Source organism: Streptomyces sp. NPDC051104 (genome assembly GCF_040682835.1).
Taxonomy (GTDB): domain Bacteria; phylum Actinomycetota; class Actinomycetes; order Streptomycetales; family Streptomycetaceae; genus Streptomyces; species Streptomyces cynarae.
On record NZ_JBFBBS010000008.1, the window covers coordinates 204,220 to 225,735 of the forward strand.

General features: G+C 72.8%; 19 protein-coding genes. 12 read left to right on the plus strand and 7 right to left on the minus strand.

Features of this window, described 5'->3' with window-relative positions:
* Positions 1-3 precede the first annotated feature (3 nt).
* Positions 4-1,074 (plus strand): ATP-dependent DNA ligase, encoded by a 1,071-nt coding sequence (locus tag AB0N14_RS15230; RefSeq protein ID WP_366026102.1) that lies wholly within the window; start codon positions 4-6, stop codon positions 1,072-1,074.
* A gap of 189 nt (positions 1,075-1,263) precedes the next feature.
* Here AB0N14_RS15230 and AB0N14_RS15235 read toward each other — a convergent pair whose 3' ends face one another.
* Together AB0N14_RS15235 and AB0N14_RS15240 are read right to left on the minus strand one after the other, a co-directional pair.
* On the minus strand, positions 1,264-1,596 hold the full coding sequence (locus AB0N14_RS15235; protein ID WP_366026103.1) for a hypothetical protein: 333 nt from the start codon (positions 1,594-1,596) through the stop codon (positions 1,264-1,266).
* A gap of 188 nt (positions 1,597-1,784) precedes the next feature.
* Complete coding sequence (locus AB0N14_RS15240) at positions 1,785-2,249, minus strand: MarR family transcriptional regulator (protein WP_366026104.1); 465 nt, start codon at positions 2,247-2,249, stop codon at positions 1,785-1,787.
* Between the two features lie 223 nt (positions 2,250-2,472).
* On the opposite strand from AB0N14_RS15240, the gene AB0N14_RS15245 reads away from it, so the two are divergent.
* The 8 genes from AB0N14_RS15245 (at position 2,473) to AB0N14_RS15280 (ending at position 9,811) form a co-directional block, all read left to right on the plus strand.
* Positions 2,473-3,255 (plus strand): CoA transferase subunit A, encoded by a 783-nt coding sequence (locus tag AB0N14_RS15245; RefSeq protein WP_366026105.1) that lies wholly within the window; start codon positions 2,473-2,475, stop codon positions 3,253-3,255.
* Positions 3,255-3,899, plus strand: a complete 645-nt coding sequence (locus AB0N14_RS15250) for a CoA transferase subunit B (protein ID WP_366026106.1) — start codon at positions 3,255-3,257, stop codon at positions 3,897-3,899. The genes AB0N14_RS15245 and AB0N14_RS15250 overlap by 1 nt, the downstream gene beginning before the upstream one ends.
* A complete protein-coding gene (locus tag AB0N14_RS15255) occupies positions 3,896-5,098 on the plus strand; it encodes a thiolase family protein (RefSeq protein ID WP_366026107.1) in 1,203 nt (400 codons plus the stop codon). The genes AB0N14_RS15250 and AB0N14_RS15255 overlap by 4 nt, the downstream gene beginning before the upstream one ends.
* Positions 5,099-5,117: 19 nt before the next feature.
* Positions 5,118-5,891, plus strand: coding sequence for a protocatechuate 3,4-dioxygenase subunit beta (gene pcaH, locus AB0N14_RS15260; protein ID WP_366026108.1), 774 nt, complete (start codon positions 5,118-5,120; stop codon positions 5,889-5,891).
* 6 nt (positions 5,892-5,897) lie between these two features.
* On the plus strand, positions 5,898-6,503 hold the full coding sequence (gene pcaG, locus AB0N14_RS15265; RefSeq protein WP_366026109.1) for a protocatechuate 3,4-dioxygenase subunit alpha: 606 nt from the start codon (positions 5,898-5,900) through the stop codon (positions 6,501-6,503).
* Positions 6,500-7,831, plus strand: a complete 1,332-nt coding sequence (pcaB, locus tag AB0N14_RS15270) for a 3-carboxy-cis,cis-muconate cycloisomerase (RefSeq protein ID WP_366026110.1) — start codon at positions 6,500-6,502, stop codon at positions 7,829-7,831. The genes pcaG and pcaB overlap by 4 nt, the downstream gene beginning before the upstream one ends.
* Positions 7,828-8,955, plus strand: coding sequence for a 3-oxoadipate enol-lactonase (gene pcaD, locus AB0N14_RS15275; RefSeq protein WP_366026111.1), 1,128 nt, complete (start codon positions 7,828-7,830; stop codon positions 8,953-8,955). Before pcaB ends, pcaD begins: the two co-directional genes overlap by 4 nt.
* Positions 8,956-9,019: 64 nt before the next feature.
* Positions 9,020-9,811 carry an SDR family NAD(P)-dependent oxidoreductase gene (locus tag AB0N14_RS15280; RefSeq protein WP_366026112.1) on the plus strand — a complete coding sequence of 264 codons (792 nt, stop codon included), beginning with the start codon at positions 9,020-9,022 and terminating at the stop codon, positions 9,809-9,811.
* Positions 9,812-9,835: 24 nt separating this feature from the next.
* On the opposite strand, the gene AB0N14_RS15285 is transcribed toward AB0N14_RS15280, so the two are convergent.
* A complete protein-coding gene (locus AB0N14_RS15285; RefSeq protein ID WP_366026113.1) occupies positions 9,836-12,520 on the minus strand; it encodes an AAA family ATPase in 2,685 nt (894 codons plus the stop codon).
* A 420-nt stretch (positions 12,521-12,940) separates the two neighbouring features.
* On the opposite strand from AB0N14_RS15285, the gene AB0N14_RS15290 reads away from it, so the two are divergent.
* On the plus strand, positions 12,941-14,071 hold the full coding sequence (locus tag AB0N14_RS15290; protein ID WP_366026114.1) for a DUF2510 domain-containing protein: 1,131 nt from the start codon (positions 12,941-12,943) through the stop codon (positions 14,069-14,071).
* Positions 14,072-14,258: 187 nt separating this feature from the next.
* Here the strand turns inward: AB0N14_RS15290 and AB0N14_RS15295 are convergent, their stop codons facing one another.
* Positions 14,259-14,873, minus strand: a complete 615-nt coding sequence (locus AB0N14_RS15295; RefSeq protein ID WP_366026115.1) for a TetR/AcrR family transcriptional regulator C-terminal ligand-binding domain-containing protein — start codon at positions 14,871-14,873, stop codon at positions 14,259-14,261.
* A 202-nt stretch (positions 14,874-15,075) separates the two neighbouring features.
* Between AB0N14_RS15295 and AB0N14_RS15300 the strand changes: the two genes are divergently transcribed.
* Entirely contained in the window at positions 15,076-15,903 is an 828-nt protein-coding gene (locus AB0N14_RS15300; protein WP_366026116.1) for a phosphatase PAP2 family protein, read from the plus strand.
* On the plus strand, positions 15,900-16,847 hold the full coding sequence (locus AB0N14_RS15305; protein WP_366026117.1) for a hypothetical protein: 948 nt from the start codon (positions 15,900-15,902) through the stop codon (positions 16,845-16,847). Before AB0N14_RS15300 ends, AB0N14_RS15305 begins: the two co-directional genes overlap by 4 nt.
* A 68-nt stretch (positions 16,848-16,915) precedes the next feature.
* Here AB0N14_RS15305 and AB0N14_RS15310 read toward each other — a convergent pair whose 3' ends face one another.
* From AB0N14_RS15310 to AB0N14_RS15320, 3 genes are all read right to left on the minus strand, one after another.
* A complete protein-coding gene (locus tag AB0N14_RS15310) occupies positions 16,916-17,839 on the minus strand; it encodes a phospholipid scramblase-related protein (RefSeq protein ID WP_366026118.1) in 924 nt (307 codons plus the stop codon).
* Positions 17,840-17,891: 52 nt separating this feature from the next.
* The gene (locus AB0N14_RS15315) at positions 17,892-19,943 is read right to left on the minus strand and encodes a phosphocholine-specific phospholipase C (RefSeq protein WP_366026119.1); all 2,052 of its coding nucleotides are present in this window, start codon (positions 19,941-19,943) and stop codon (positions 17,892-17,894) included.
* A 248-nt stretch (positions 19,944-20,191) separates the two neighbouring features.
* Positions 20,192-21,268 (minus strand): NAD(+)/NADH kinase, encoded by a 1,077-nt coding sequence (locus tag AB0N14_RS15320; RefSeq protein WP_366026120.1) that lies wholly within the window; start codon positions 21,266-21,268, stop codon positions 20,192-20,194.
* Positions 21,269-21,516 lie beyond the last annotated feature (248 nt).

The window sequence follows — 21,516 nt, forward strand, 5'->3', positions numbered from 1 at the left end:
GGCATGGACCTGCCGGTGATGCCCCCCGTGAAGCCGATGCTCGCCAAGCCCGTGGCGGCGATCCCGCCGGACATGCAGTACGAGGCCAAGTGGGACGGCTTCAGGGCCATCGTGTTCCGTGACGGCGTGGAGGTCGAGCTGGGCAGCCGTACGGGGAAGCCGCTGACCAGGTATTTCCCCGAACTGGTGGAGGCGCTGCGGGAGCGGCTGCCCGAGCGGTGCGTGGTGGACGGGGAGATCGTGATCGCGCGGGAGGGTCGCCTGGACTTCGACGCGCTGACGGAACGGATCCATCCGGCGGACTCGCGGGTGCGGATGCTGGCGCAGAAGACCCCGGCGTCGTTCGTGGTGTTCGATCTGCTGGCGTTGGACGACGACTCGCTGCTCGACGTTCCGCTGGGTCACCGGCGCGCCCTGCTGGAGCAGGCGCTGTCGGGAGCGCGGCCACCCGTCCACCTGGCGCCGGCGACGACGGACCGCGCGGTGGCCGAGCAGTGGTTCGAGCAGTACGAGGGCGCGGGCCTGGACGGGGTGATCGCCAAGCCGCTCTCCCTGCCGTACCGTCCGGACGAACGCGTGATGTTCAAGGTCAAGCACGAGCGCACGGCGGAGGTCGTGGTGGCGGGCTACCGCTTCCACAAGAGCGGCCCGGTCGTGGGGTCGCTGCTGCTCGGGCTGTACGACGACCGGGGCGCGCTCCAGCACGTGGGAGTGTCGGCCGCGTTCCCGATGAAGCAGCGGGAGCGGCTGGTGGAGGAGCTGGAGTCGCTGCGGATGGACGATGTCGCCGGGCATCCCTGGGCCGCCTGGTCGGACGAGCAGGCGCACGAGACGGCCCGGCTGCCGGGAGCGCCGAGCCGCTGGTCGGGGAAGAAGGACCTGTCGTGGGTGCCGCTGCGGCCGGAGCGGGTGGCGGAGGTGGCGTACGACCACATGGAGAACGGCGAGCGCTTCCGGCACACGGCGCGCTTCCGCCGCTGGCGCCCGGACCGCACCCCCGAGAGTTGTACGTACGCGCAGTTGCAGGAACCGGTGCGCTACGACCTCGCGGAGATCCTCGGCGTCCCGGACTGACCTGTGGCGGAGGTCGCCCCTCCGGCGGACGGCACTCGGCGGACTTGCCTGGTTGCGGATGCGGGTGACGACCGGCGGCGGGGTGCGGATGCGGGTGACGACCGGCGGCGGGGTGCGGATGCGGGTGACGACCGCCGGCGGGGTGCGGGTGCGGGTGACGACCGCCCGGGCGTGAGGGGCTGTCCGGGGCTACGCCCTGCGCCCCAGTCGGCGTTCGATCGCCGCTCCCGCGTCCCGGCGGTCGGGGGCGAGCGCCTGGCGGGCCTCCTCGGGCGAGCCGAATCCCAAAGCGGCCGCGATCGCCTCCCAGGCGACGCCGCCCGCGAGCAGCGCCTCCACCGCGGCACCGACGGCGACGCCCGCCTCATGGCGGGCTCGGTCCAGTTCGGTGAGGGTGCGCAGCAGGTCGGGTGCCGTCGCGGCGTCCGCGAGGCCGCTCTGGGCCGCGTGCCGTGCCTGATCGGCGGAGACCCACCAGTCCGCGGAGGTGTGCGGGGAACGGGTGGCGAGGGTCCGGTCCACGGTGGTGCCGCCTTCCTTCGCGGATACGCGTCTGGGGTGCCGCGGGGCACCCCAGTCTAGGTCCGTCGATCCGGAATGCGGTGGTCGCCGTCCGCTGAACGGACCAGCGGGCCGCCCCCGGGTCCGCCCTCCGAGCGGCGGACCGGCCCACGTTTCTCCGCGGACCTCCGACTCCTCGGAATGTGGGGTCAGGCCTTGGCCGCGAGGGGTTCCGCCGGGTTGCGCAGGTCCTCGGCGGCATCCGCGACACGCCGGATGAGGTCAAGGAAGAGGGTCTGTTCCTCGGGGGCGAGCGGGGCCAGGAAGACCTGGTTCATCCGGGCCGTGCGCACGGTCAGCTTGCGGTGCGTCCGCACACCGTCCTCCGTCAGGCGCAGCAGGAAGCGGCGGCCGTCCTGCGGGTCGCGCACCTTGTCGAGGAGACCGCGCCGGCCGAGCCGGCTGATCACCTCGGCGATCGTGGACCGGTCGAGGCCCACCCGCTCCCCCACGGTGCGCTGGTCGAGGCCCGGCTCGGCGACGAGCGCGTTCAGGACCGCGAACTGCGGCGAGGTGATCTCCTCCGAGACCATCGTGTTCCACAGCAGGTAGTGCGCCTGCTGCAGCCGCCGGGCCAGGTGCCCGGGGTGGGCGGAGAGATCCATCGCGGCCATGAGCGCTCCTCAGGGTCCGTCCGTCATGCTTCGGTCATTCCATCGGTGCACTGAACAATACCGCCTGCATCCCATCTCTGCCCACGGTGTGCAGTTGCTGATTCGCTGGACTCTTGACGACTCAAGCGTCGGGTGGCAGCGTGAGTGAGACCTCGCAGAAATAGTCAGTGTGCTGAGCAATTCGGCGGTCCTCGTGGTTTCGAAGACGGATGGGGCTTGACGGATGGACAAGGTGGTCGCCACGGCCCTGGAGGCGGTGGCCGACGTGCCGGACGGCGCGTCGCTGGCGGTGGGCGGGTTCGGGCTGAGCGGCGTGCCGAACGCGTTGATCCAGGCGCTGCACGAGCGCGGGGTCAGCGGCCTGAGCGTCGTCTCCAACAACTGCGGGGCGATGGAGTCCGGTCTCGCGGTCCTGCTGGCCGCCGGGCGGATCGCCCGGGTGACCGGCTCCTACATCGGGGGGAACAAGGAGTTCGCCCGCCAGTACCTGGCCGGTGAGATCGAGGTCGAGATGATCCCGCAGGGCACGCTGGCCGAGCGGCTGCGGGCGGGCGGGGCCGGCATCCCCGCGTTCTACACCCCGGCGGGTGTGGGGACGCAGGTCGCCGAGGGCGGGCTGCCGTGGCGGTACGACGGGCAGGGCGGGGTCGCTCTGGCCTCCCCGCCCAAGGAGGTGCGGGAGTTCGACGGCACCGAGTACGTGCTGGAGCGTGGCATCCGCACCGACTTCGCGCTGGTGCGGGCGGCGAGGGGCGACCGGCACGGGAACCTCGTCTTCAACAAGTCCTCCCGCAACTTCAACCCCCTGGCGGCCATGGCCGGCAACGTCACGATCGCCGAGGTGGAGGAGCTGGTGGAGCCGGGAGAGATCGAACCGGACGCCGTGCATCTGCCGGGGATCTTCGTGCAGCGGGTCGTCGCGCTCACGCCCGAGCAGGCCGCGGACAAGAAGATCGAGCGGCGCACGGTCTCCGCGCCCGAGGCACGAGGAACGGTGAGTGCGTGATGGCGTGGACGCGTGAGGAGATGGCGGCCCGCGCGGCGCGCGAGCTGAGGGACGGTCAGTACGTCAACCTCGGCATCGGACTGCCGACCCTGATCCCCAACCACCTCCCCGAGGGTGTGGAGGTGGTCCTGGAGTCGGAGAACGGCATCCTGGGCACCGGCCCGTACCCGACCGAGGACGAGGTCGACCCGGACCTGATCAATGCGGGCAAGGAGACGGTCACGGTCCTGCCCGGCGCCGCCTTCTTCGACTCGGCGCTGTCGTTCTCCATGATCCGCGGCGGGCACATCGACGTCGCCGTGCTGGGCGCCATGCAGGTCTCGGAGAAGGGCGACCTGGCGAACTGGGCGATCCCCGGAAAGCTGATCACGGGGATCGGCGGGGCGATGGACCTGGTGCACGGCGCCCGCACCGTCATCGTCGTGATGACCCACACCGCCAAGGACGGCAGCCCGAAGATCCTGAAGGAGTGCGCGCTGCCGCTGACCGGCAAGGCCTGCGTCGACCGGATCATCACCGACCTCGGCGTCCTCGACGTGACCGACGAGGGGCTGGTCCTCGTCCAGACCGCACTCGGCGTGAGTGTCGAGGAGATCACCGCCAAGACCGACGCCCCGCTGACCGTCGCGGAGGAACGCAGGTGAAGACCGTCTACATCGTCGACGCGGTCCGCACTCCGATCGGCCGCTACAACGGCGGACTCACGGGCGTCCGCCCGGACGACCTGGCCGCCCACGCCATCCGGGAACTACTGGCCCGTACGCCCGACTTGGACCCGTCACGGATCGAGGACGTCTACTTCGGCAACGCCAACGGCGCGGGCGAGGAGAACCGCAACGTCGCCCGCATGGCCGCCCTGCTGGCCGGTCTGCCCACCTCCGTGCCCGGTGTCACCGTCAACCGGCTGTGCGCCTCCGGCCTGGAGGCCGTGATCCAGGCCGCCCGCGCGATCGCCGTCGGGGACGCCTCGATCGCGCTGGCGGGTGGCGTGGAGTCCATGACTCGCGCCCCCTATGTGCTGCCGAAGAACGACAAGCCGTTCCCGGCCGCGCACACGGAGCTGTACTCCACCACGCTGGGCTGGCGCATGGTGAATCCGAAGATGGACCCGCAGTGGACCGTCCCCCTCGGCGAGAGCGCGGAGCTGATCGCGGACAAGCACAAGATCAGCCGCGAGCAGCAGGACGAGTTCGCCCTGCACAGCCACCAGAAGGCGGCCAGGGCACAGGCCGAGGGGCTGTTCGACGCAGAACTCACGCCGGTGACCATTTCGCAGCGCAAGGGCGACCCGCAGGTCTTCGCCGCCGACGAGTGCGTACGCCCGGACGCCTCCCTCACCGCGATGGCCCGGCTCAAGCCGTCCTTCCGCACCCGGAACGGCACCGTGACCGCGGGCAACGCCTCCCCGCTCAACGACGGCGCCGCCGCCCTGCTCCTGACCGACGAGGAGGGGCTGCAGGCCATCGGCCGGGAGCCCCTGGCCCGGGTCGCGGCGACCGGCGTGTCGGCCATCGACCCGCAGTACTTCGGCCTCGCTCCCGTCGAGGCGGTGGGCCGCGCCCTGGCCAAGGCAGGCAGGGGCTTCGACGACCTGTCGGTCCTCGAACTCAACGAGGCCTTCGCCGCCCAGGTCCTCGGCTGCCTCGCCGAATGGCCCGAGTTCGACCCGGCGATCCTCAACCCGCAGGGCGGCGCCATCGCCCTCGGCCACCCGCTCGGCGCCTCCGGTGCCCGTCTCGCCGGCACCGTCGCCCACCAGCTCGCCCGCCGCGGCTCCGGCGCCGGCGTCGCCACCCTGTGCATCGGCGTCGGCCAGGGCCTCGCCCTCGTCCTCGAACGCTAAGGAAGCGTTAGGAACCCCCATGGCTCTCACTCAGCAGGACATCGACCTCGAGATCGCGGCCGAGCACGCCGCCTACGAGAAGCGGGTCGCCGACGGCGGGCCCGTCGAGCACCACCCGCGCCGCGACTACCCGCCCTACCGCTCCTCGGTGCTGCGGCACCCCAAGCAGCCGCCGGTCACCATCGACGTCAGCAAGGACCCGGAGCTGGTGGAGCTGTCGTCCCCGGCCTTCGGCGAACGGGACATCACCGAGATCGACAACGACCTCACACGACACCACCGGGGCGAGCCCATCGGGGAACGGATCACCGTCTCGGGCCGCCTCCTCGACCGCGGCGGACGTCCGATCCGCGGCCAGCTCATCGAGATCTGGCAGGCGAACGCGGCCGGCCGCTACGCGCACCAGCGCGAGCAGCACGACGCCCCCCTCGACCCGAACTTCACGGGCGTCGGCCGCACCCTCACGGACGACGCCGGCTTCTACCGGTTCACCACCATCCAGCCGGGCCCCTACCCGTGGCGCAATCACGTGGGCGCCTGGCGGCCGGCCCACATCCACTTCTCGCTCTTCGGCACGGCGTTCACGCAGCGGCTCGTGACGCAGATGTACTTCCCGAACGACCCGCTGTTCCCCTACGACCCGATCCTGCAGTCCGTGACGGACGACGACGCCCGGCAGCGGCTGGTCGCCACGTACGACCACAGCCTGTCGGTGCCGGAGTTCTCGCTCGGCTACCACTGGGACATCGTGCTCGACGGCCCGCACGCCACCTGGATCGAGGAAGGACGCTGACCTGCCATGACGAGGATCGACACGAGCAGGCCGGAGAGCGTGCTGCCCACCCCGTCGCACACGGTCGGCCCCTTCTACGGGTACGCGCTGCCGTTCCCGGGCGGCGGTGACATCGCGCCGGTCGGCCACCCGGACACGATCACCCTCCAGGGGTACGTCCTCGACGGCGAGGGCAACCCGCTGCCGGACGCCTTCGTGGAGCTGTGGGGCCCGGATCCGGAGGGCGCGGTCCCGACCACCGACGGCTCGATCCGGCGCGACCCGGCGACGGGCGGCTACCTGGGCCGCAACGGGGTCGAGTTCACCGGTTGGGGCCGCGTCCAGACCGATGCCAACGGCCACTGGTACGCCCGTACGCTGCGGCCGGGCGCCCGCGGGCGCAGCGCCCCGTACATCAGCGCCTGCGTGTTCGCGCGCGGTCTGCTGATGCACCTGTTCACGCGGATCCACCTCCCCGGAGACGAGGCGGCGCTCGCCGCGGACCCGCTGCTCGCCCAGCTGGAGCCGGAGCGCCGCGACACGCTGATCGCGGTGGACGGGGGCGACGGCACGTACCGTTTCGACATCCGCCTTCAGGGCGAGGGCGAGACGGTCTTCCTGGAGTTCCGGTGACCTCTGCAGAGTCCGGCACCGGCCTGCTCGCCCCCGGGTGGGCCGGCTCCCCCGCCGCGTCCTCGACGAGCGACACCGCGTATCTGCGGGCGCTGCTCGACGCGGAGGCGGCACTGACCCGTGCGCAGGCCGGGCTGGGGCTGGTCCCCGAGGAGGCGGCGACGGCGGTGGCCGCGGCGGCCCGGTCCGGTCGCTTCGACGTCCGGGACATCGCGCTGCGGGCCAGGGACGGCGGCAATCCCGTGATCCCGCTCGTCGCCGACCTGACGAAGGCGGCCGGAGAGGAGTACGGGCCGTACGTCCACCGGGGCGCCACCAGCCAGGACATCCTGGACACCGCGACGATGCTGGTCGCCGCGCGCACGCTGGACCTGGTCCTGGCCGATCTGGAGCGTACGCGGGAGGCGCTGGCCCGGCTCGCCGCCCGCCACCGGGACACGGTCCTGCCCGGGCGGACGCTCACCCAGCACGCGGTGCCGACGACGTTCGGGCTGAAGGCGGCCGGCTGGCGGTCACTGGTGCTGGACGCCCGGGACCGGCTACGGGCCGTGCGCGACGGGCTGCTCGCTCAACTGGGCGGTGCGGCGGGCACGCTGGCCGCGTTCACCGCGTACGGTGCCGAGGATCCGACGGCGCTCGTGGCCGCGTACGCACGGGAACTCGGCCTGCGCGCACCCGAGTTGCCCTGGCACTCCCTGCGCACCCCCATCGCCGACCTCGCGGGCGCGCTCGCCTTCACGGCCGGGGCGCTGGGCAAGACGGCCACGGACGTCCTCACCCTCTCCCGTACCGAGATCGCCGAGGTCGCCGAGGGCGCGGGCGGCGGCTCCTCCGCGATGCCGCACAAGGCGAACCCGATACGGGCGACGTTGATCGCGGCGGCCGCGCGGCGGGCACCGCAGCTCGCGGCCACTCTCTACGGGTCACTGGCCGCCGAGGACGAACGCCCGGCCGGAGCCTGGCACGCAGAGTGGGAGCCGCTGCGCGATCTGCTGCGGCTGGTCGGCGGCGCCGCGCACGACGCCGTGCACCTGGCCGAAGGCCTCCGGGTGGACGCGGACGCCATGCGGGAACACCTCGGCCTCACCGACGGGTTGATCGTCTCGGAGCGGCTGGCGGCCCAACTGGCTTCCGTGCTGGGCCGCGCCCGCGCAAAGGAGCTGCTCACGGAGGCCGCCCGGCGCGCCCGAACCGAGGGCCGCACGCTCGCCGATCTCCTCGCCGAATACGCCGAGTTGAGGGACGTCGACCTCGACGCCCTCACCGACCCGACCCAGTACACCGGCTCCGCGGGAGCCCTCACCGACCGTGCCCTGGAGCGCTCGTGACCGACAAGCTGCTGCACCACCGCATCGAGGGTCCCGCCACCGCTCCCCCGCTGATCCTCGGCCCCTCGCTCGGCACCTCGTACGCCCTGTGGGACCCGGTGGCACCCGAGTTGTCCGTCACGCACCGGGTGATCCGCTGGGACCTGCCCGGCCACGGAGGTTCGGCCCCGGGCCTCATCGGGCCGGGCGCGACGGTCGCCGACCTCGCCGAACTGGTCCTGGCGCTCGCGGACTCGCTGGGCGTCGACCGGTTCGCGTACGCCGGCGTGTCGCTCGGCGGCGCGGTGGGGCTGCACCTCGCCGTGCACCACCCCGAGCGGATCTCGTCACTGGCCGTCATCTGCTCCTCCGCCCACTTCAACGGCTCCAAGCCGTGGGAGGAACGCGCCGCCCTGGTACGCCGTGAGGGGCTCGCGCCGGTCGCCGCGACGGCGGACTCCCGCTGGTTCACGGCCGGGTTCACCGTACCCCGGCTGGTGCAGGACCACCGGGAGGCGGATCCGGACGCGTACGCCGCCTGCTGCGACGCGCTCGCCGCGTTCGACATCCGTGACCGGCTGGCGTCGATCACCGCACGGACGCTGCTGATCGCGGGCCGCCAGGACCCGGCGACGCCGCCCGCGCATCTGCGGGAGATCGCCGACGCGGTGCCCGGCTCCGCGCTGATCGAGATCCCGGGCGCCTCGCACCTGGCGCCCGCGCAGTGCCCGAAGGCCGTCCTGGCGGCGATGCGTACGCACCTGACCGGAGCGCCGGAGCGCGGCATGGAGGCGCGTCGCCAGGTCCTGGGCGACGCCCACGTGGACCGGGCGCAGGAGCGCCAGACCCCCTTCACCGCCCGCTTCCAGGACTTCATCTCCCGTTACGCCTGGGGCGAGATCTGGACCGACCCGACGCTGTCCCGCCGCGAACGCAGCATGATCACGCTGACGGCACTGGTCGCCCACGGCCACCACGAGGAGCTGGCCATGCACGTTCGGGCGGCGCGGCGCAACGGTCTGACACCGGAGGAGATCGGCGCGGTGCTGCTGCAGACGGCCGTCTACTGCGGGGTGCCGGCGGCGAACTCGGCATTCGCGGTGGCGCAGCGGGTGCTCGCGGAGGAGGAGGCCGCCGGAGGGTGACCCTGCTGGTCGTAGCTTCAGCACAACCCCTCACAGCCCGCCCGCGCGTGCCTAGGGTGGAAGCATGTCGACTGTTCTCATCACCGGTGCCACCTCCGGACTCGGCCGGTACGTCGCCTTCGAACTGGTCCGTTCCGGACACGTGGTCCTCGCCCACGGGCGCGACGCGGGCCGCACCGACCGGCTCGTCGCGGAGTTGCGCACCGAGGGCGAGGCGCACGGCTTCGTCGCCGACCTGGCCTCGCTCGCCGAGGTGCGCCGGCTCGGCGACGAGGTGGCCGCGGCGCACCCCGGGCTGGACGTCCTGATCAACAACGCGGGGGTGGGCAGCGGCGCGCGCGGCTCAGGGCGCGAGGTCAGCGCCGACGGCCACGAACTGCGGCTCGCGGTCAACTACCTGGCGCCGGTCGCCCTCACCCGCGCCCTGCTGCCGGTGCTGCGGCAGAACACCCCCGCCCGGATCGTCAACGTGGGCTCGGCGGGCCAGGAGCCCGTGGACTTCGACGACCCGGAGCCGACCCGCGGCTACAGCGGCGTCTCGGCGTACTGCCGCAGCAAGTTCGCCCTGGCCGCGCACACGTTCACGCTCGCGGAGGAACTCCAGGGCACGGGAGTGTCGGTGAACGTCCTGCACCCCGCGACCTACATGGACACGGCGATGGTCCGCGAGGCCGGGGTCAATCCCTGGAACACGGTGGCGGACGGGGCGGCGGGGGTGCTGGCGCTGGCGACGCAGGAGGTGGGCAGCGGCGGCTACTTCGACGGGACCAGTCCTTCACGGGCGCATGACAGGGCGTACGACCGGGAGGTGCGCAAGCGCCTGGAAGCGGTCACGGATCGACTACTGGCCCTGTAGGCGCGCCCCGCAAGGGGTGCGCGGTCACGGTGCCCCGACAGCTTCCAACGCGTCCCGGGCCCGGAGGGCCAACCCGTCCGCCCCACAGGACTCCGCCAGCGAACGCCCCCGTTCGAGTTCGGGCACCGACCCCGTGGCGATCCCGTACTCGACCAGCGCGGCGGCGTGTTCGTACTGGCAGGCTGAGGCCTCGAGGTACGCCACGGCCTGCCCGGACAGGCGCACCGCTCGCTGCCCGGTCTCCAGCGCGGCAGCCACCCGAAGGGCCTCACCGATGGCCGTGTCGGTGCCCAGGATCTCGGCCCGCCGTCGGGCAAGGGCGGCCAGATCCGCCGCACGCCGCGGATCGTCGGCGGCCAGTGCCCGCGCGAGGTCCCCCGCCCAGGGGGCCAGCACCGTGTTGTGGCCGCGCCCCGCGCACGCCTTCTCCGCGGCCTCCAGCTCGCCCACAGCCTCCTCGGTCCGCCCGACGGCGAGGAGCAGCCGGCCGCGCACGGAACGGGTGTCGGGCAGCACGATCGTGGACGGGTACGGAGGTGCGAAGCCGTACCGCTCGGCGAGGGACCATGCCTCCTCGACGTGCCCGCGGACGAGCAGCGTGTCGACGAGGCCGCAGGTCGCCGACCAGTACAGGGGCAGCCTGCGCCCGACGCGTTCGGCGAGGCGCAGCGACTCGCGCAGGGAGGCCTCCGCCTCCCGGAGCCGGCCGCGTCTGCGGTGCGCGAGTCCGACGTAGGCGTGGGCCAGGGCGAGATGACCGCCGCTCCAGCCGGCGGACTCGTATGCGCGCAGGCCCTCCGTGAACAGGCTATCGGCCCGGTCGAGCCGGTCGCTGTAGGCGTACGCGCTGCCCAGCATCAGCAGCAGTTCGATGCCCCACTCGGTGTCGGTCCAGCCGAGTCCCGGGGCGAGGCGGCCGTTGACGAGGGCGCGGTCGCACACTTCCACGACCTCTTCGGCGTTTTCCCCGTGGGTCATCGCGTCGAAGCCGCGCAGGATGAGCAGCGCGCGCTCGGAGTTGTCCCTGCCGGTACAGGCGCGGGCGAGTTCGGCCAGCTCGCGGGAGCGTGCCGGGGAGTCCTCCTCGGCCGCGTGGATGCTCTCCCACATGTAGTGGACGGCCTGCAGGCGCATCCGGGAGGGGCCCGGTTCCAGACGGGCGGCCTCCTCGTCGACGGTGCGGATGGCGTCGTCGAGCTGGTCGTTGTGCAGCAGGGCCTGGGACAGGCGGTGGACGGCGTCCACCCGGTCGTCGCCTTCCAGGCCCGGCATGGCCAGGGCGGCCCGGAGGTAGTCGACGGTGGTGGCCGGTGAGGTCAGCAGCGTGGCGCAGCCCAGTTCGTAGAGCACGTACGGGTGGACCTCGGGCGTCGGCGGTTCGGCCAGGGCGCGCTCCAGGCAGCGGCGGGCCGCTTCGGGGGCGCCGACGGCGAGGTGTTCGCGCGCGGCCTCCCGCATCTGCTCGACCAGTTCCTCGTCGTCGTCCGGGTGGACTTCGAGGAGGTGGCGGGAGGCGGCCGCCGCGCCGAGCCCGGAGTCGGTGACGACCCGCGCGGCGATGCCGTGCATGGCGGTGCGCAGGCCGTCGGGGATCGAGCGGTAGACGGCGCTGGCGATCAGCGGGTGGACGAAATCCAGCTCCGCGCCGTCCGTCCGGCGGCCCGCCGCATCCGGTGCGCTCAGGATGCGGGCCGCGCTGAGCAGTTCGGCGCAGCGGGCGGCCTCCTCGGGGCGCATGGTGGCGAGCTCGGCCACCAGGTCCAGGGTGATGCCGGTGCCGAGGATGGCCGCGGCCCAGGCGAACCGGGTGGCGTCGATGCCGAGGCCCTCCAGGCGGGCGACGAGGCCGTTGCCGCGGGCCGAGCGGTTCAGGTCGCGCAGCTCGGCGCACGACGCCTCGACCGGGTCGAGGCGGCTGTCCTGCACCTTGGCGAGCAGTTCGACGGTCTCGTACGGGTTGCCGCCGGTCACGGCCCACACCTCGCGGCAGAACGGGGCGTCGGCGTGCGCGCCGACGGTGGCCCGGGTGAGTCCGGCGGTCGCCTCGGGGGTGAGCGCGCTGAGGGTGCTGACCGGGCGGCGGGCGGTCGCGGTGATCGCGTCGAGGTGGCGGGCGCCCTCACCGGACGCCTCGCCGGGCCGGAGGGCCACCACGAGGAGCACGCGCAGGTCGGCGAGGCGTTCGCAGCAGGCGGCCAGCCAGTGCAGGGTCTCCTGGTCGGCCCAGTGGGCGTCGTCGACGATCAGGACCAGCGGCCACTCCCGCCGGGCGAGCCGGGAGACGACCTCGACCAGGCCGTCGCACACGCCCTGCGGGTCGGCCTGCCGCTCTCCGGGGTCCGCTATGCCGAGGGCGGGGCCCGCGACCTCGTACCAGTCGCCCAGGTACTCCCGCGCCTCCTCCGGCATCAGTGACAGGAGCACGGGCTGGAGCAGTTGCCGTACGACGTTGAAGGGCACGGACGTGACGGTCTCGCCGCCGCGCGCCCACCAGACCGCGCAGCCGCGCTCCTCCGCGATGCGGCGTGTCTCGGCGAGCAGCGCGGTCTTGCCGATGCCGGCCTCCCCGCTGAACACGAGCAGACTCCCCGGCTCCGAGGGCGACGCGTCGTCGCTGAGCGCGTCGACCGCCTCGGTGATGACGGCGAGTTCCGCGTCGCGTTCCCACAGGGAAGCCGAGGCGGCCGCGCCGGGCCGTGCCTCCGTCATCCCGGTACCTCCCCAGGTCGCCCAAACGACGTACGGACATCGAGCCTAGCCGTCCCCGTGCCCCGGTGGAGGGAGGTCGGAGCACCTGTTGCCGTGACGGGTGACACGAGGCTCCCCGGGGCGACGCGATCGGGCGCCGACCAGCCCGGGCGCGGGTAATAGGACATCAAAGTCCGTGCGGGGCAAGCGCATTCTCCACCCTCGCGGCGACGGCCGGGTCCCGGCGTGTACGTGGCGCCGTGCGGCAGCTCCGAGCCCGGCACGACGGACCCGGGGCGCCGCGGGCCGGCCGGGCGCCGCCGCGCCCGGCCAGTCGGGCGGTCGGGCAGTCGGGCAGTCGGGCAGTCGGCTCACCGTGGGCGGGGTGCCCAGGTCGGGCGCTCTCATCTGCCTTTCACTCCCACCTCATACGGTGGGGGCATGACGCAGGTGACTCCTCCCGGGTGGTACCCCGACCCGGGGCAGACAAGTGACGGGCCCGCCACCGAGCGCTGGTGGGACGGCAAGGCGTGGACGGACCGGGTCCGCCCCATGGACGTGGGCGCCCCGTGGGGTCCGCCGGAGCAGCCGCCGGTCGCCGGCGCGTATCCGGGCGAGCCGTTCGCCGCCACCCCCTACCCCGGTGCCAGGCCCGCCCCGGCGCGGCACGGGGTGCGGACCGGGATAGCCGTGGCGGCGGCGATCCTGGTGCTGGCGGGCATAGGCGGCGGTGTCTACGCGCTCACGGCCCAGGACGGCGGGAGCGGCCGCTCCGCGGGTGCCCAGGGCCCGGGCGGCCCGGGCGGCTTCGGTGGCCAGGGCGGCCAGGAGGGTCAGGGGGGCCAGGGCGGTCCGTTCGGCGGGCAGGGCGGGCCCTTCGGCGGGCAGGGCGGCCAGGAGGGTCAGGGGGGCCAGGGCGGTCCGTTCGGCGGGCAGGGCGGGCCCTTCGGCGGGCAGGGCGGGCCCTTCGGCGGTGGTTCGGGGGGTTCGGACGGTCAGACGCCCGCGCCCGGTCAGTCCGGGCAGCCGGGGACCGAGGACGGGTACGCCACCGACCCGTTCAACGGCATCAGCATCCCGGTGCCCGCCGGGTGGACCGGCCAGACCGTCGAGGGCGGGGCGGCCGTCCAGTCCAACGGCACCTACAAGTGCCCCGGTGACACCTCGAAGAGCTGCAACACCGGCGGGGCCTACTCGGCCTCTGCCGAGCAGCAGGGGCTGACGGCCACGACCGCTCGGGCGGCGGCCGAGCAGGACATCGCCAAGAACGCCGAGGAGTCCTACGGCGGTACGTCCTACGGCGGGATCACCTCGCACCAGGTGCTGGCCTCGGAGGCGGTGACCGTGGCCGGGCAGAAGGGCTACATGGTCCGCTGGAAGGCGGTCACGGCCAAGGGCGCGGACGGCTATGTCGAGTCGCTGGTCTTCCCGTCGCCCGCCGACTCCCGGCAGCTCGTCGTCGTACGCTTCGGCCTCGACGCCGGGTCCGGCGCGCCCAAGCCGTCCGTCCTGGACCAGATCACCAAGGGCATCAAGGAGTCGTCGGCGGGCGGCGCCGGACAGAAGGTCTAGGGGATGGTCTAGGGGTTTCGTCCGGAGACGAAACCCCCTGGCCGCCGCGGCCGATGCGATGCGGCCGGGCGGGGCTCCCTCCGCTCCGGAGGAGCCCCGCCCGGCCGGGGATGCGCGCCGCCCCCGTCCCCACGGTGCGGCGCGGTCGGGCCGACGTCCGGTCATCCCACGGACGGCGACCCGGTCCTCAGGTGAGTCCCAGCGACGGGAGCACCACGGCCTCGACGAAGCGCGTGAGGTACTCCTCGTCCGCGTACTCCCCCTCCAGGAGGGGGCGGACCCGCATCACGCCCAGCACTTGTGCGGGGACGTACTCCAGCGCCGGATGGCCGGCGGGCACCTCCCCGCGCTCCACACCACGCCTGATGATCTCCTGCAACGCCCTGACCTCGGGCTCGACCAATGCTTCGCGCAGCGCCCGCGCGAGCTCCGGGTCCTGCATCGCAGCGTGGCCGAGGGCCTGGTGGAGCTTGGTGTCCCGGCGCGACCACTCGGCCGCGGCCCGCGCCACGGCACGCAGGTCCCCGGCGAGCGAACCGGTGTCGACGCCCGCGAACCGCGGGCAGCGACTGGCCCTCAGGGCGGCGGCCACGAACTGCGGCTTCGTCTTCCACTGCCGGTACAGCGTCGACTTGCTGCACCGGGTGACGGAGGCGACGCCCTCCATGGTGACCGCGTCGTAGCCGCATTCGCGGATCTGCTCCAGCACGGCGTCGAAGAACTCCTGCTCGCGCTCGGGCGTGAGCTTGGAGCGGCGCGAGGCGGCCGCCGACTGCGGTTCCTCCGCTGCCTGCGACGTCATGGCTTCTGCTCCTCGGTCGTGGTGCCGGCCGCGTGGGCCGCTTCACACCAGTATATCGATACGCCAGTGTACCGGTACGCGAGCGTATCGGTACACTGGCGTATCGATGAGCCTTGGACAGGACCCACTCCTGTGTCGAGTGGGTCCCCTCCTGGGCTCACCACGCACCACCCCACACGTACTGTCAGCAAAGGGGGCGGGGATGGATTCCCGCACCGAGCCCGAAGGAGAAGGGGCAGCCGCGATACACCGGCCGCCCCTCGTCCGCGAGCTCCTTCTCGTCGCCGGGCTCTTCCTGGCCTACAAGTTCGGCCGGCAGCTCGCCAACGGCCACACCGCGGAGGCGTTCCACAACGCGCACCGCGTCTGGGACTGGGAGCGCGCGCTGCGGCTGCCGGGCGAGGGCGCCGTGCAGTCCGCACTGCTGCACGGCGACACCCTCGTCCGCGCCGCGAACCTCTACTACGTGGCCGTGCACTTCACCGCCACCGCGGCGTTCCTGGTGTGGCTGTACCAACGGCGGCCGGACCGCTACCTGTGGGCCCGCCGGGTCCTCGCCCTGGTCACCGGCGCGGCGCTGGCGCTGCACCTCACGTTTCCGCTCGCCCCGCCGCGGATGCTCCACCTGGCGCACCTGGTGGACACCGGGCAGCTGTACGGGCCGACGGTGTACGGGGCGAAGCCCGCGACCGACTCGATGGCGAACCAGTTCGCCGCCATGCCCTCTCTGCACTTCGGCTGGGCGCTGATGGTCGCGATCGGCCTGATCGCGGCGACCCGGTCCCGATGGCGGTGGCTGTGGCTGCTGCATCCGCTGGTGACGCTGCTCGTGATCGTCGGCACGGCGAACCACTACTGGCTCGACGCGGTCGTGGCGACGGCCCTGCTGGGCATCGCTCTGGCCGTGGTCCCCAGCCCGTCGGCGACACCGCAGGAAATCGCGCCGGCGGCGCGGCGCGCGGTGCCGTCATCGAGGTCCGCGGAGCCCAGGACCGCCGACGGCCACGGTCTGGTGGGGGCCGGGCGATGAGCGCCGCCGTCCTCGCGATCGTCCTGTCCCTGTTCTCCGCGGTCGCGTACGCGGCGGCCGCCGTGGCTCAGGAGCGGCTCGCCGCCCGGGAGAGCGGGACCGGTGTGGTCCGGCTGCTGGCGCGCGGCGCCTGGTGGTGGTCGGTCGCGCTGAACGCCGCCGCCGCGCTGCTGCACGTGGCCGCCCTCAAGTTCGGTCCGCTGACGCTGGTGCAGCCGCTCGGCGCGCTCACCCTGGTGGCCGCGGTGCCGCTGGGGGCGCGGGCGGCGGGGCGCCGGGTCCGCGGGGTGGAGTGGCGGGGCACGGCCCTGACGCTGCTCGGTCTGGCCGCGCTGCTGGTGACGGCGTCCGGGACGGAACCGGACGAGGTGCTGAGCCTGCCGGAGGCGCTGGCCGTGGCCGGGGCGACCACCGCCGTGATCGGCGTGCTCTCCCGGCCGGGGTCCCGCCCGGGACTTCGGCACGCGACCGCTTCCGGCTTCGCGTCCGGTGTCGCCTCGGCGCTCACCCAGACCGTGACGGTGGCGGCGACGGACCGCTCCGCTGCGCCGCTGAGCGCGCACGTCGTCGTGGTGGCGCTGCTGGTGGCGCTGTTCGCGACGGCCGGCCTGCTGTTGTCGCAGACCGCGTACCGGGACGGTCTCGGCGCGCCGCTCGCGCTCGTCACCCTCGCCAACCCGCTCGCGGCGGCGGTGATCGGCCTCAGCCTGCTGGGCGAACGCCTCCAGGGCGGCGCGGCAGGTCTGCTCCTCGCGGCGGCGGGCGCGGGCCTGGCGTCCTGGGGCGTGGTGACGCTGTCGCGGTCCGGCCCGGCCGCCCCGGCCCCGGTCGGCGACGACCACCCGGTCGCCGCGGTGCTGGCCCTGGAGCCCGGGCCGGCCCCCTGCGAGCCGTCGTTGCCCGCTCAGCGGCCGGCCGCGCCGGAGCACCTGACCGCCCTGTGAACACACCGGTGGCCGGCACGTGTGCGCACGTGCCGGCCACCGCCGTTCTCCGTCGTCGCTCCCGCGGCTCAGCCGAGACCGCGGGAGTCCTGCTTCAGCGCCGTGTCCACGGTCAGTGCCGTCGCCACCACCAGGCTCAGCAGTGGCTCGGGCAGTTGGTAGTGGATCTGCAGGACGTAGTTGTCCGCGGTCGTGAACATGGTCTTCGTCAGGCCCTCCCAGGTCTTGGTGATCCGGGCGACCTCGCTCTCGGCGTGGTCGACGATCGCGAAGTTCCAGGCGCGCCAGTTCTCCGCCCTTATCGCGCCGACCTGCCGGCCGTCCACGTTCATCGCGAAGTGGATCTTCCCGATCATGTTCTGCTGGACGATCTCGCCCACGACCTGACCGTCCGGGCGCTCCACGACCACCCGCGACTTGAAGACCTTCGCGGGCCGGGTCAGCACCAGCTGCGGCTGCCCGTAGGCGTCGCGGATCTCCAGCTTGTGGGTCATGAACTGATCGAGACTGGAGACGAAGCGCACCGCCTTCTTCAGCGCGCTCTGCCCGACCTCCGTGACCGATCCGATCTGGTTGCCGTTCTGGTCGAAGACGCTGTACTCGTTCGTCAGCTCGATCAGCTTGGCCTTCTGGTTCACGACCAGCACCGGTTCGGTGAACAGCGTGCCGCCGCCGAGGCCGCTCGGGGCGACCCCGGCCTGCTGCTGCACCTGGTGCTGGACGCGCTGATCGTGGGCCGCGGCCTGGTGACCGTAGGGCTGTTGACCATGGGGCTGCTGACCGTACGCCTGCTGACCGTATCCCTGCGGACCCTGCGGACCCTGCCCCTGCTGCGCCGCGGGCGCCTGTTGCGGCGCCTGCGACGCGGCCGGGGCCTGCTGGTCGGCGTGGGTGTGCTGCGTCCACTGCGAGCCGTCCCAGTAGCGCAGCGTGTGCGGTGCGCCGTGGGGATCGGGATACCAGCCTGCAGGCGTGTTCGAATGCGTGGTCACCGGGGCACACTACCGCGAGCCGGCCGGAACCCACCGGCACCGGATCCTCCCGTCACTCCGTCACGATCGCGGGGTCGCTCACACCCGGCCGCCCGTTCTCCACGTGCCCGGCGAAGCGGCGCAGGAAGGACGGGTCGGCCTCGGAGGTGACGGTGAGGTCGTACCAGCGCCTGCTCGACCCGAGGTCGACGGTGTGCTTCACGGTGGCACCGGGGCGCACCGTGACCGTCTGCGGGCGGCCGCCGTAGCCGCTGGTGACCTTCAGCCCCACCGTGGCGGAACCCTTGTTGGTGAAGGTCAGCGCGAGGTCGTCACCGGTGTGCCGGGCGGTGACCTCGGGACCGGCGGCCTTGCCCCGGCCCTCGAAGACGCGCAGGAAGCCGTTCGGGCCGTGCACGGTCAGGTCGTAGGAGCCGCCGGAGTACGCCGAGTTCCAGGTGTCCGAGACCGACGTGCCGGCCTCGGTGGTGTAGCTCCAGGGGCCGTCGGTGCGGTTGCCGGAGGTGACCAGGAAGGCGGCACCGGCGTGCGCGCCGGAGGCGAAGGTCAGGGTGAACGTCCCGGCCGCGGTGTCCGCCGAACCGTCCACGGACGGCGCGTACTTCAGCGGGCGGGTGGGCCGCAGGCCGCGCTCCTGCTTGGGCAGGACTCCGCTGGCGGGCGGGGTCGGCACATAGTCGGGGTGGCGGTTGTGGTCCGGCGGCTGGTAGCCGTCGGTGGACGGCAGCGCGACCGGCTTGGTGTCCTTGCGGGAGAAGTCGAACGCGGAGGTCAGGTCGCCGGATATGGCGCGCCGCCAGGACGAGATGTTCGGCTCGTGCACACCGAAGCGGCGCTCCATGAACCGGATGACGGAGGTGTGGTCGAGCGTCTCGGAGCAGACGTAGCCGCCCTTGCTCCACGGGGAGACGACCAGCATCGGCACGCGCTGCCCGAGCCCGTAGGCGCCGGGGACGTGGCTGCCGTCGCCCTTGAAGAGGTCCGGTCCCACGTCGACGGTGGACTTGCCCTGCGCGGCGGAGGCGGGCGGGATGGGCGGTATCAGGTGGTCGAAGAAGCCGTCGTTCTCGTCGTAGGTGATGAACAGGGCCGTCTTCGCCCACACCGCCGGGTCGGAGGTGAGCGCGTCGAGGACCTGGGAGACGTACCAGGCGCCGTAGTTGGCGGGCCAGTTGGGGTGCTCGGTGAAGGCCTCGGGGGCGACGATCCAGGAGATCTGCGGCAGCTTGCCGGACTTGACGTCGGCCTTGAGCTGGTCGAAGAAGCCCTCGCCCTTGCGGGCGTCGGTGCCGGTGCGGGCCTTGTCGTAGAGCGGGTCGCCGGGCTTGGCGTTCTGGTACTGGGTGAAGTAGAGCAGCGAGTTGTCACCGTAGTTGCCGCGGTAGGCGTCCTGGATCCAGCCCCAGGAGCCGTTCGCGTCGAGGCCGTCGCCGACGTCCTGGTAGATCTTCCAGGAGACCCCCGCCTTCTCCAGGCGCTCGGGGTAGGTGGTCCAGCTGTAGCCGACCTCGTCGTTGCCGAGGACCGGGCCGCCGCCCTTGCCGTCGTTGCCGGTGTAGCCCGTCCACATGTAGTAGCGGTTCGGGTCGGTGGAGCCGATGAACGAGCAGTGGTACGCGTCGCAGATGGTGAACGTGTCGGCGAGCGCGTAGTGGAACGGGATGTCCTCACGCTTCAGGTACGCCATGGTCGTGGAGCCCTTGGACGGGACCCACTTGTCGTACTTACCCCCGTCGAAGGCGGCGTGCCCGTCGTTCCAGCCGTGCGGCAGGTCCTGGATGAAGGCGAGGCCCAGGTCGTCGGCGTCGGGGTGGAACGGCAGGATGTCCTTGGTGCCGTCCGACTGGTGCCAGACCGTCTTGCCGTTCTGCAGGGTCACCGGGCGCGGGTCACCGAAGCCGCGGACGCCTCTGAGGGTGCCGAAGTAGTGGTCGAAGGAACGGTTCTCCTGCATCAGGACGACGATGTGCTCGACGTCCTCGATGGTGCCGGAACGGTGGTTGGCGGGAAGGGCCGCGGCGCGCTCGATGCTGCTGGAGAGCGCGGTGAACGCGGCGGTGCCGCCCGCGAGTTGGAGGAATCGGCGCCGATTCACTTCAGGCATGACGGGATGACCTCTTGTCCTGACGGGGCGCGATACGCGCAATGGTGAGGGAACCTGCGCGAAAGGAGTGTTCCAGGAGCACCGAACGTCAGGAAAGGGTGCGGTGTCGCCCATGTGAAAGTCGGCGGTACGGGAGATGTGGGGCCGGCCAAGGGCCGTTGTGGTGTCGGCCAAGACCCGGTGCGGGAACCGCCAAGAGCTGCCCAAGGGGGTCGCTCATGCGGCGGGCCGCGGGCAGGCCCGCTCGATCAGGTGTGGGGCCCGCTGTCCGCCGTCGGGCCGATGGGCAGTGCCAGGTGCGCCAGGTCGTCCGGCCGGGGGGTGGTCACCGGCCAGAGCGGCGCGGGAGTCCCGTCGACGACGGCCGCCGGGGCGTCGGTCAGCTTCATCCGCTCCCGCAGGCGGCCGTAGAAGTCCATCGGCCCCAGCCGGATGGCCCTCAGGCGCCGTGGGGAGGGGTACACGCCGATCCAGTCCCCGGGGTACAGGACGCCCCGCAGCTGGCCGTCGATGCTGACGGCGGCCTGGCCCGACCGTTCGAGCACCTTCAGCGCGACGGGTTCGTCGGGGGCAGCCACGACCGAGCGGTTGAACGCCATGTGCGGGGCGACCGGCGTGAAAACCAGGGCCTCCGCGCGGGGCGAGACGACCGGGCCGCCGGCGGCGAAGCTGTAGGCGGTCGAACCCGTCGGTGTGGCCACCAGCAGCGCGTCGGCGGAGTAGGAGGCCAGGAGCCGGCCGGCGAGGTAGACGCCCACCGACACCTGCCGGTCCCGTGCCAGCTTCTCCAGTACGACGTCGTTGAGCGCCATGACGTTCAGCGGGATGCCCCAGTCGTCGCAGACCTCGCAGTGGGCGCGCACCTGCGGAGGCGGCAGGAGCGGTCCGCGGCCGTACCGTGTGAGCGCCTCCATCTCCGCCGGCACCTCCAGCCGGCGCGATGCACGCAGGGTGAGCAGCATCCGGTGGTCGACCGAGAACCGGTTCTGCAGGACGGCGTCGAGGGCCTGGCGTACCAGCGTGACGGGCACCTCCGTCAGGAAGCCCACCCGGCCGATATCGACCCCCAGGACCAGGGCGTCGTTCTCGGCGGCAAGCCGGGCACCGCGCAGGAAGGTGCCGTCTCCGCCCAGGGTCACGATGAGATCCGGGTCGCCCGCGGAGTCCACCTCGTCCCGGGCATGGCGCCGCCCACCGTCCTGCCACACGTCGATGTCCGCGTACTGCACGGCGTGCTCGGCGCACCACGCTCGCACGGTCCGCGCCGCGTCCACGGCTTCGGCACGGCCGCCGTGGACGACCAGACCGATACGTCCCACCGTCACGTCTCCGCCTCCCCGTCACCTCGCGGATGATCGCCTGCTGCGCAGACCGGGCCGGCTCCCGCTCACCACGCCCACCTCCAGTCTGGCGGTGTTCGGCCCCCACGTCAGCGCGGGACGAGCTCGGACGTGGACGCCCGCGGTGCGGAGCACAAGAGGAAACGGCCGGGCGCCGCTCTGTGCGAGCGCCACCTCGTAGATGTAGCCGACCGGTCGGCCAAAAGCCTCGGAGATCAGCAGTGAACTCTCGC

Bases quoted from the DNA above. Each gene is read 5' to 3' on its own strand.
- AB0N14_RS15315 (WP_366026119.1), bottom strand. From the start codon at position 19,943: ATGCCTGAAGTGAATCGGCGCCGATTCCTCCAACTCGCGGGCGGCACC.
- AB0N14_RS15285 (WP_366026113.1), bottom strand. From the start codon at position 12,520: ATGACGGAGGCACGGCCCGGCGCGGCCGCCTCGGCTTCCCTGTGGGAA.
- AB0N14_RS15305 (WP_366026117.1), top strand. From the start codon at position 15,900: ATGAGCGCCGCCGTCCTCGCGATCGTCCTGTCCCTGTTCTCCGCGGTC.
- AB0N14_RS15295 (WP_366026115.1), bottom strand. From the start codon at position 14,873: ATGACGTCGCAGGCAGCGGAGGAACCGCAGTCGGCGGCCGCCTCGCGC.
- AB0N14_RS15290 (WP_366026114.1), top strand. From the start codon at position 12,941: ATGACGCAGGTGACTCCTCCCGGGTGGTACCCCGACCCGGGGCAGACA.
- AB0N14_RS15280 (WP_366026112.1), top strand. From the start codon at position 9,020: ATGTCGACTGTTCTCATCACCGGTGCCACCTCCGGACTCGGCCGGTAC.
- AB0N14_RS15245 (WP_366026105.1), top strand. From the start codon at position 2,473: ATGGACAAGGTGGTCGCCACGGCCCTGGAGGCGGTGGCCGACGTGCCG.
- AB0N14_RS15240 (WP_366026104.1), bottom strand. From the start codon at position 2,249: ATGGCCGCGATGGATCTCTCCGCCCACCCCGGGCACCTGGCCCGGCGG.
- pcaG (WP_366026109.1), top strand. From the start codon at position 5,898: ATGACGAGGATCGACACGAGCAGGCCGGAGAGCGTGCTGCCCACCCCG.
- AB0N14_RS15300 (WP_366026116.1), top strand. From the start codon at position 15,076: ATGGATTCCCGCACCGAGCCCGAAGGAGAAGGGGCAGCCGCGATACAC.
- pcaH (WP_366026108.1), top strand. From the start codon at position 5,118: ATGGCTCTCACTCAGCAGGACATCGACCTCGAGATCGCGGCCGAGCAC.
- AB0N14_RS15230 (WP_366026102.1), top strand. From the start codon at position 4: ATGGACCTGCCGGTGATGCCCCCCGTGAAGCCGATGCTCGCCAAGCCC.
- AB0N14_RS15250 (WP_366026106.1), top strand. From the start codon at position 3,255: ATGGCGTGGACGCGTGAGGAGATGGCGGCCCGCGCGGCGCGCGAGCTG.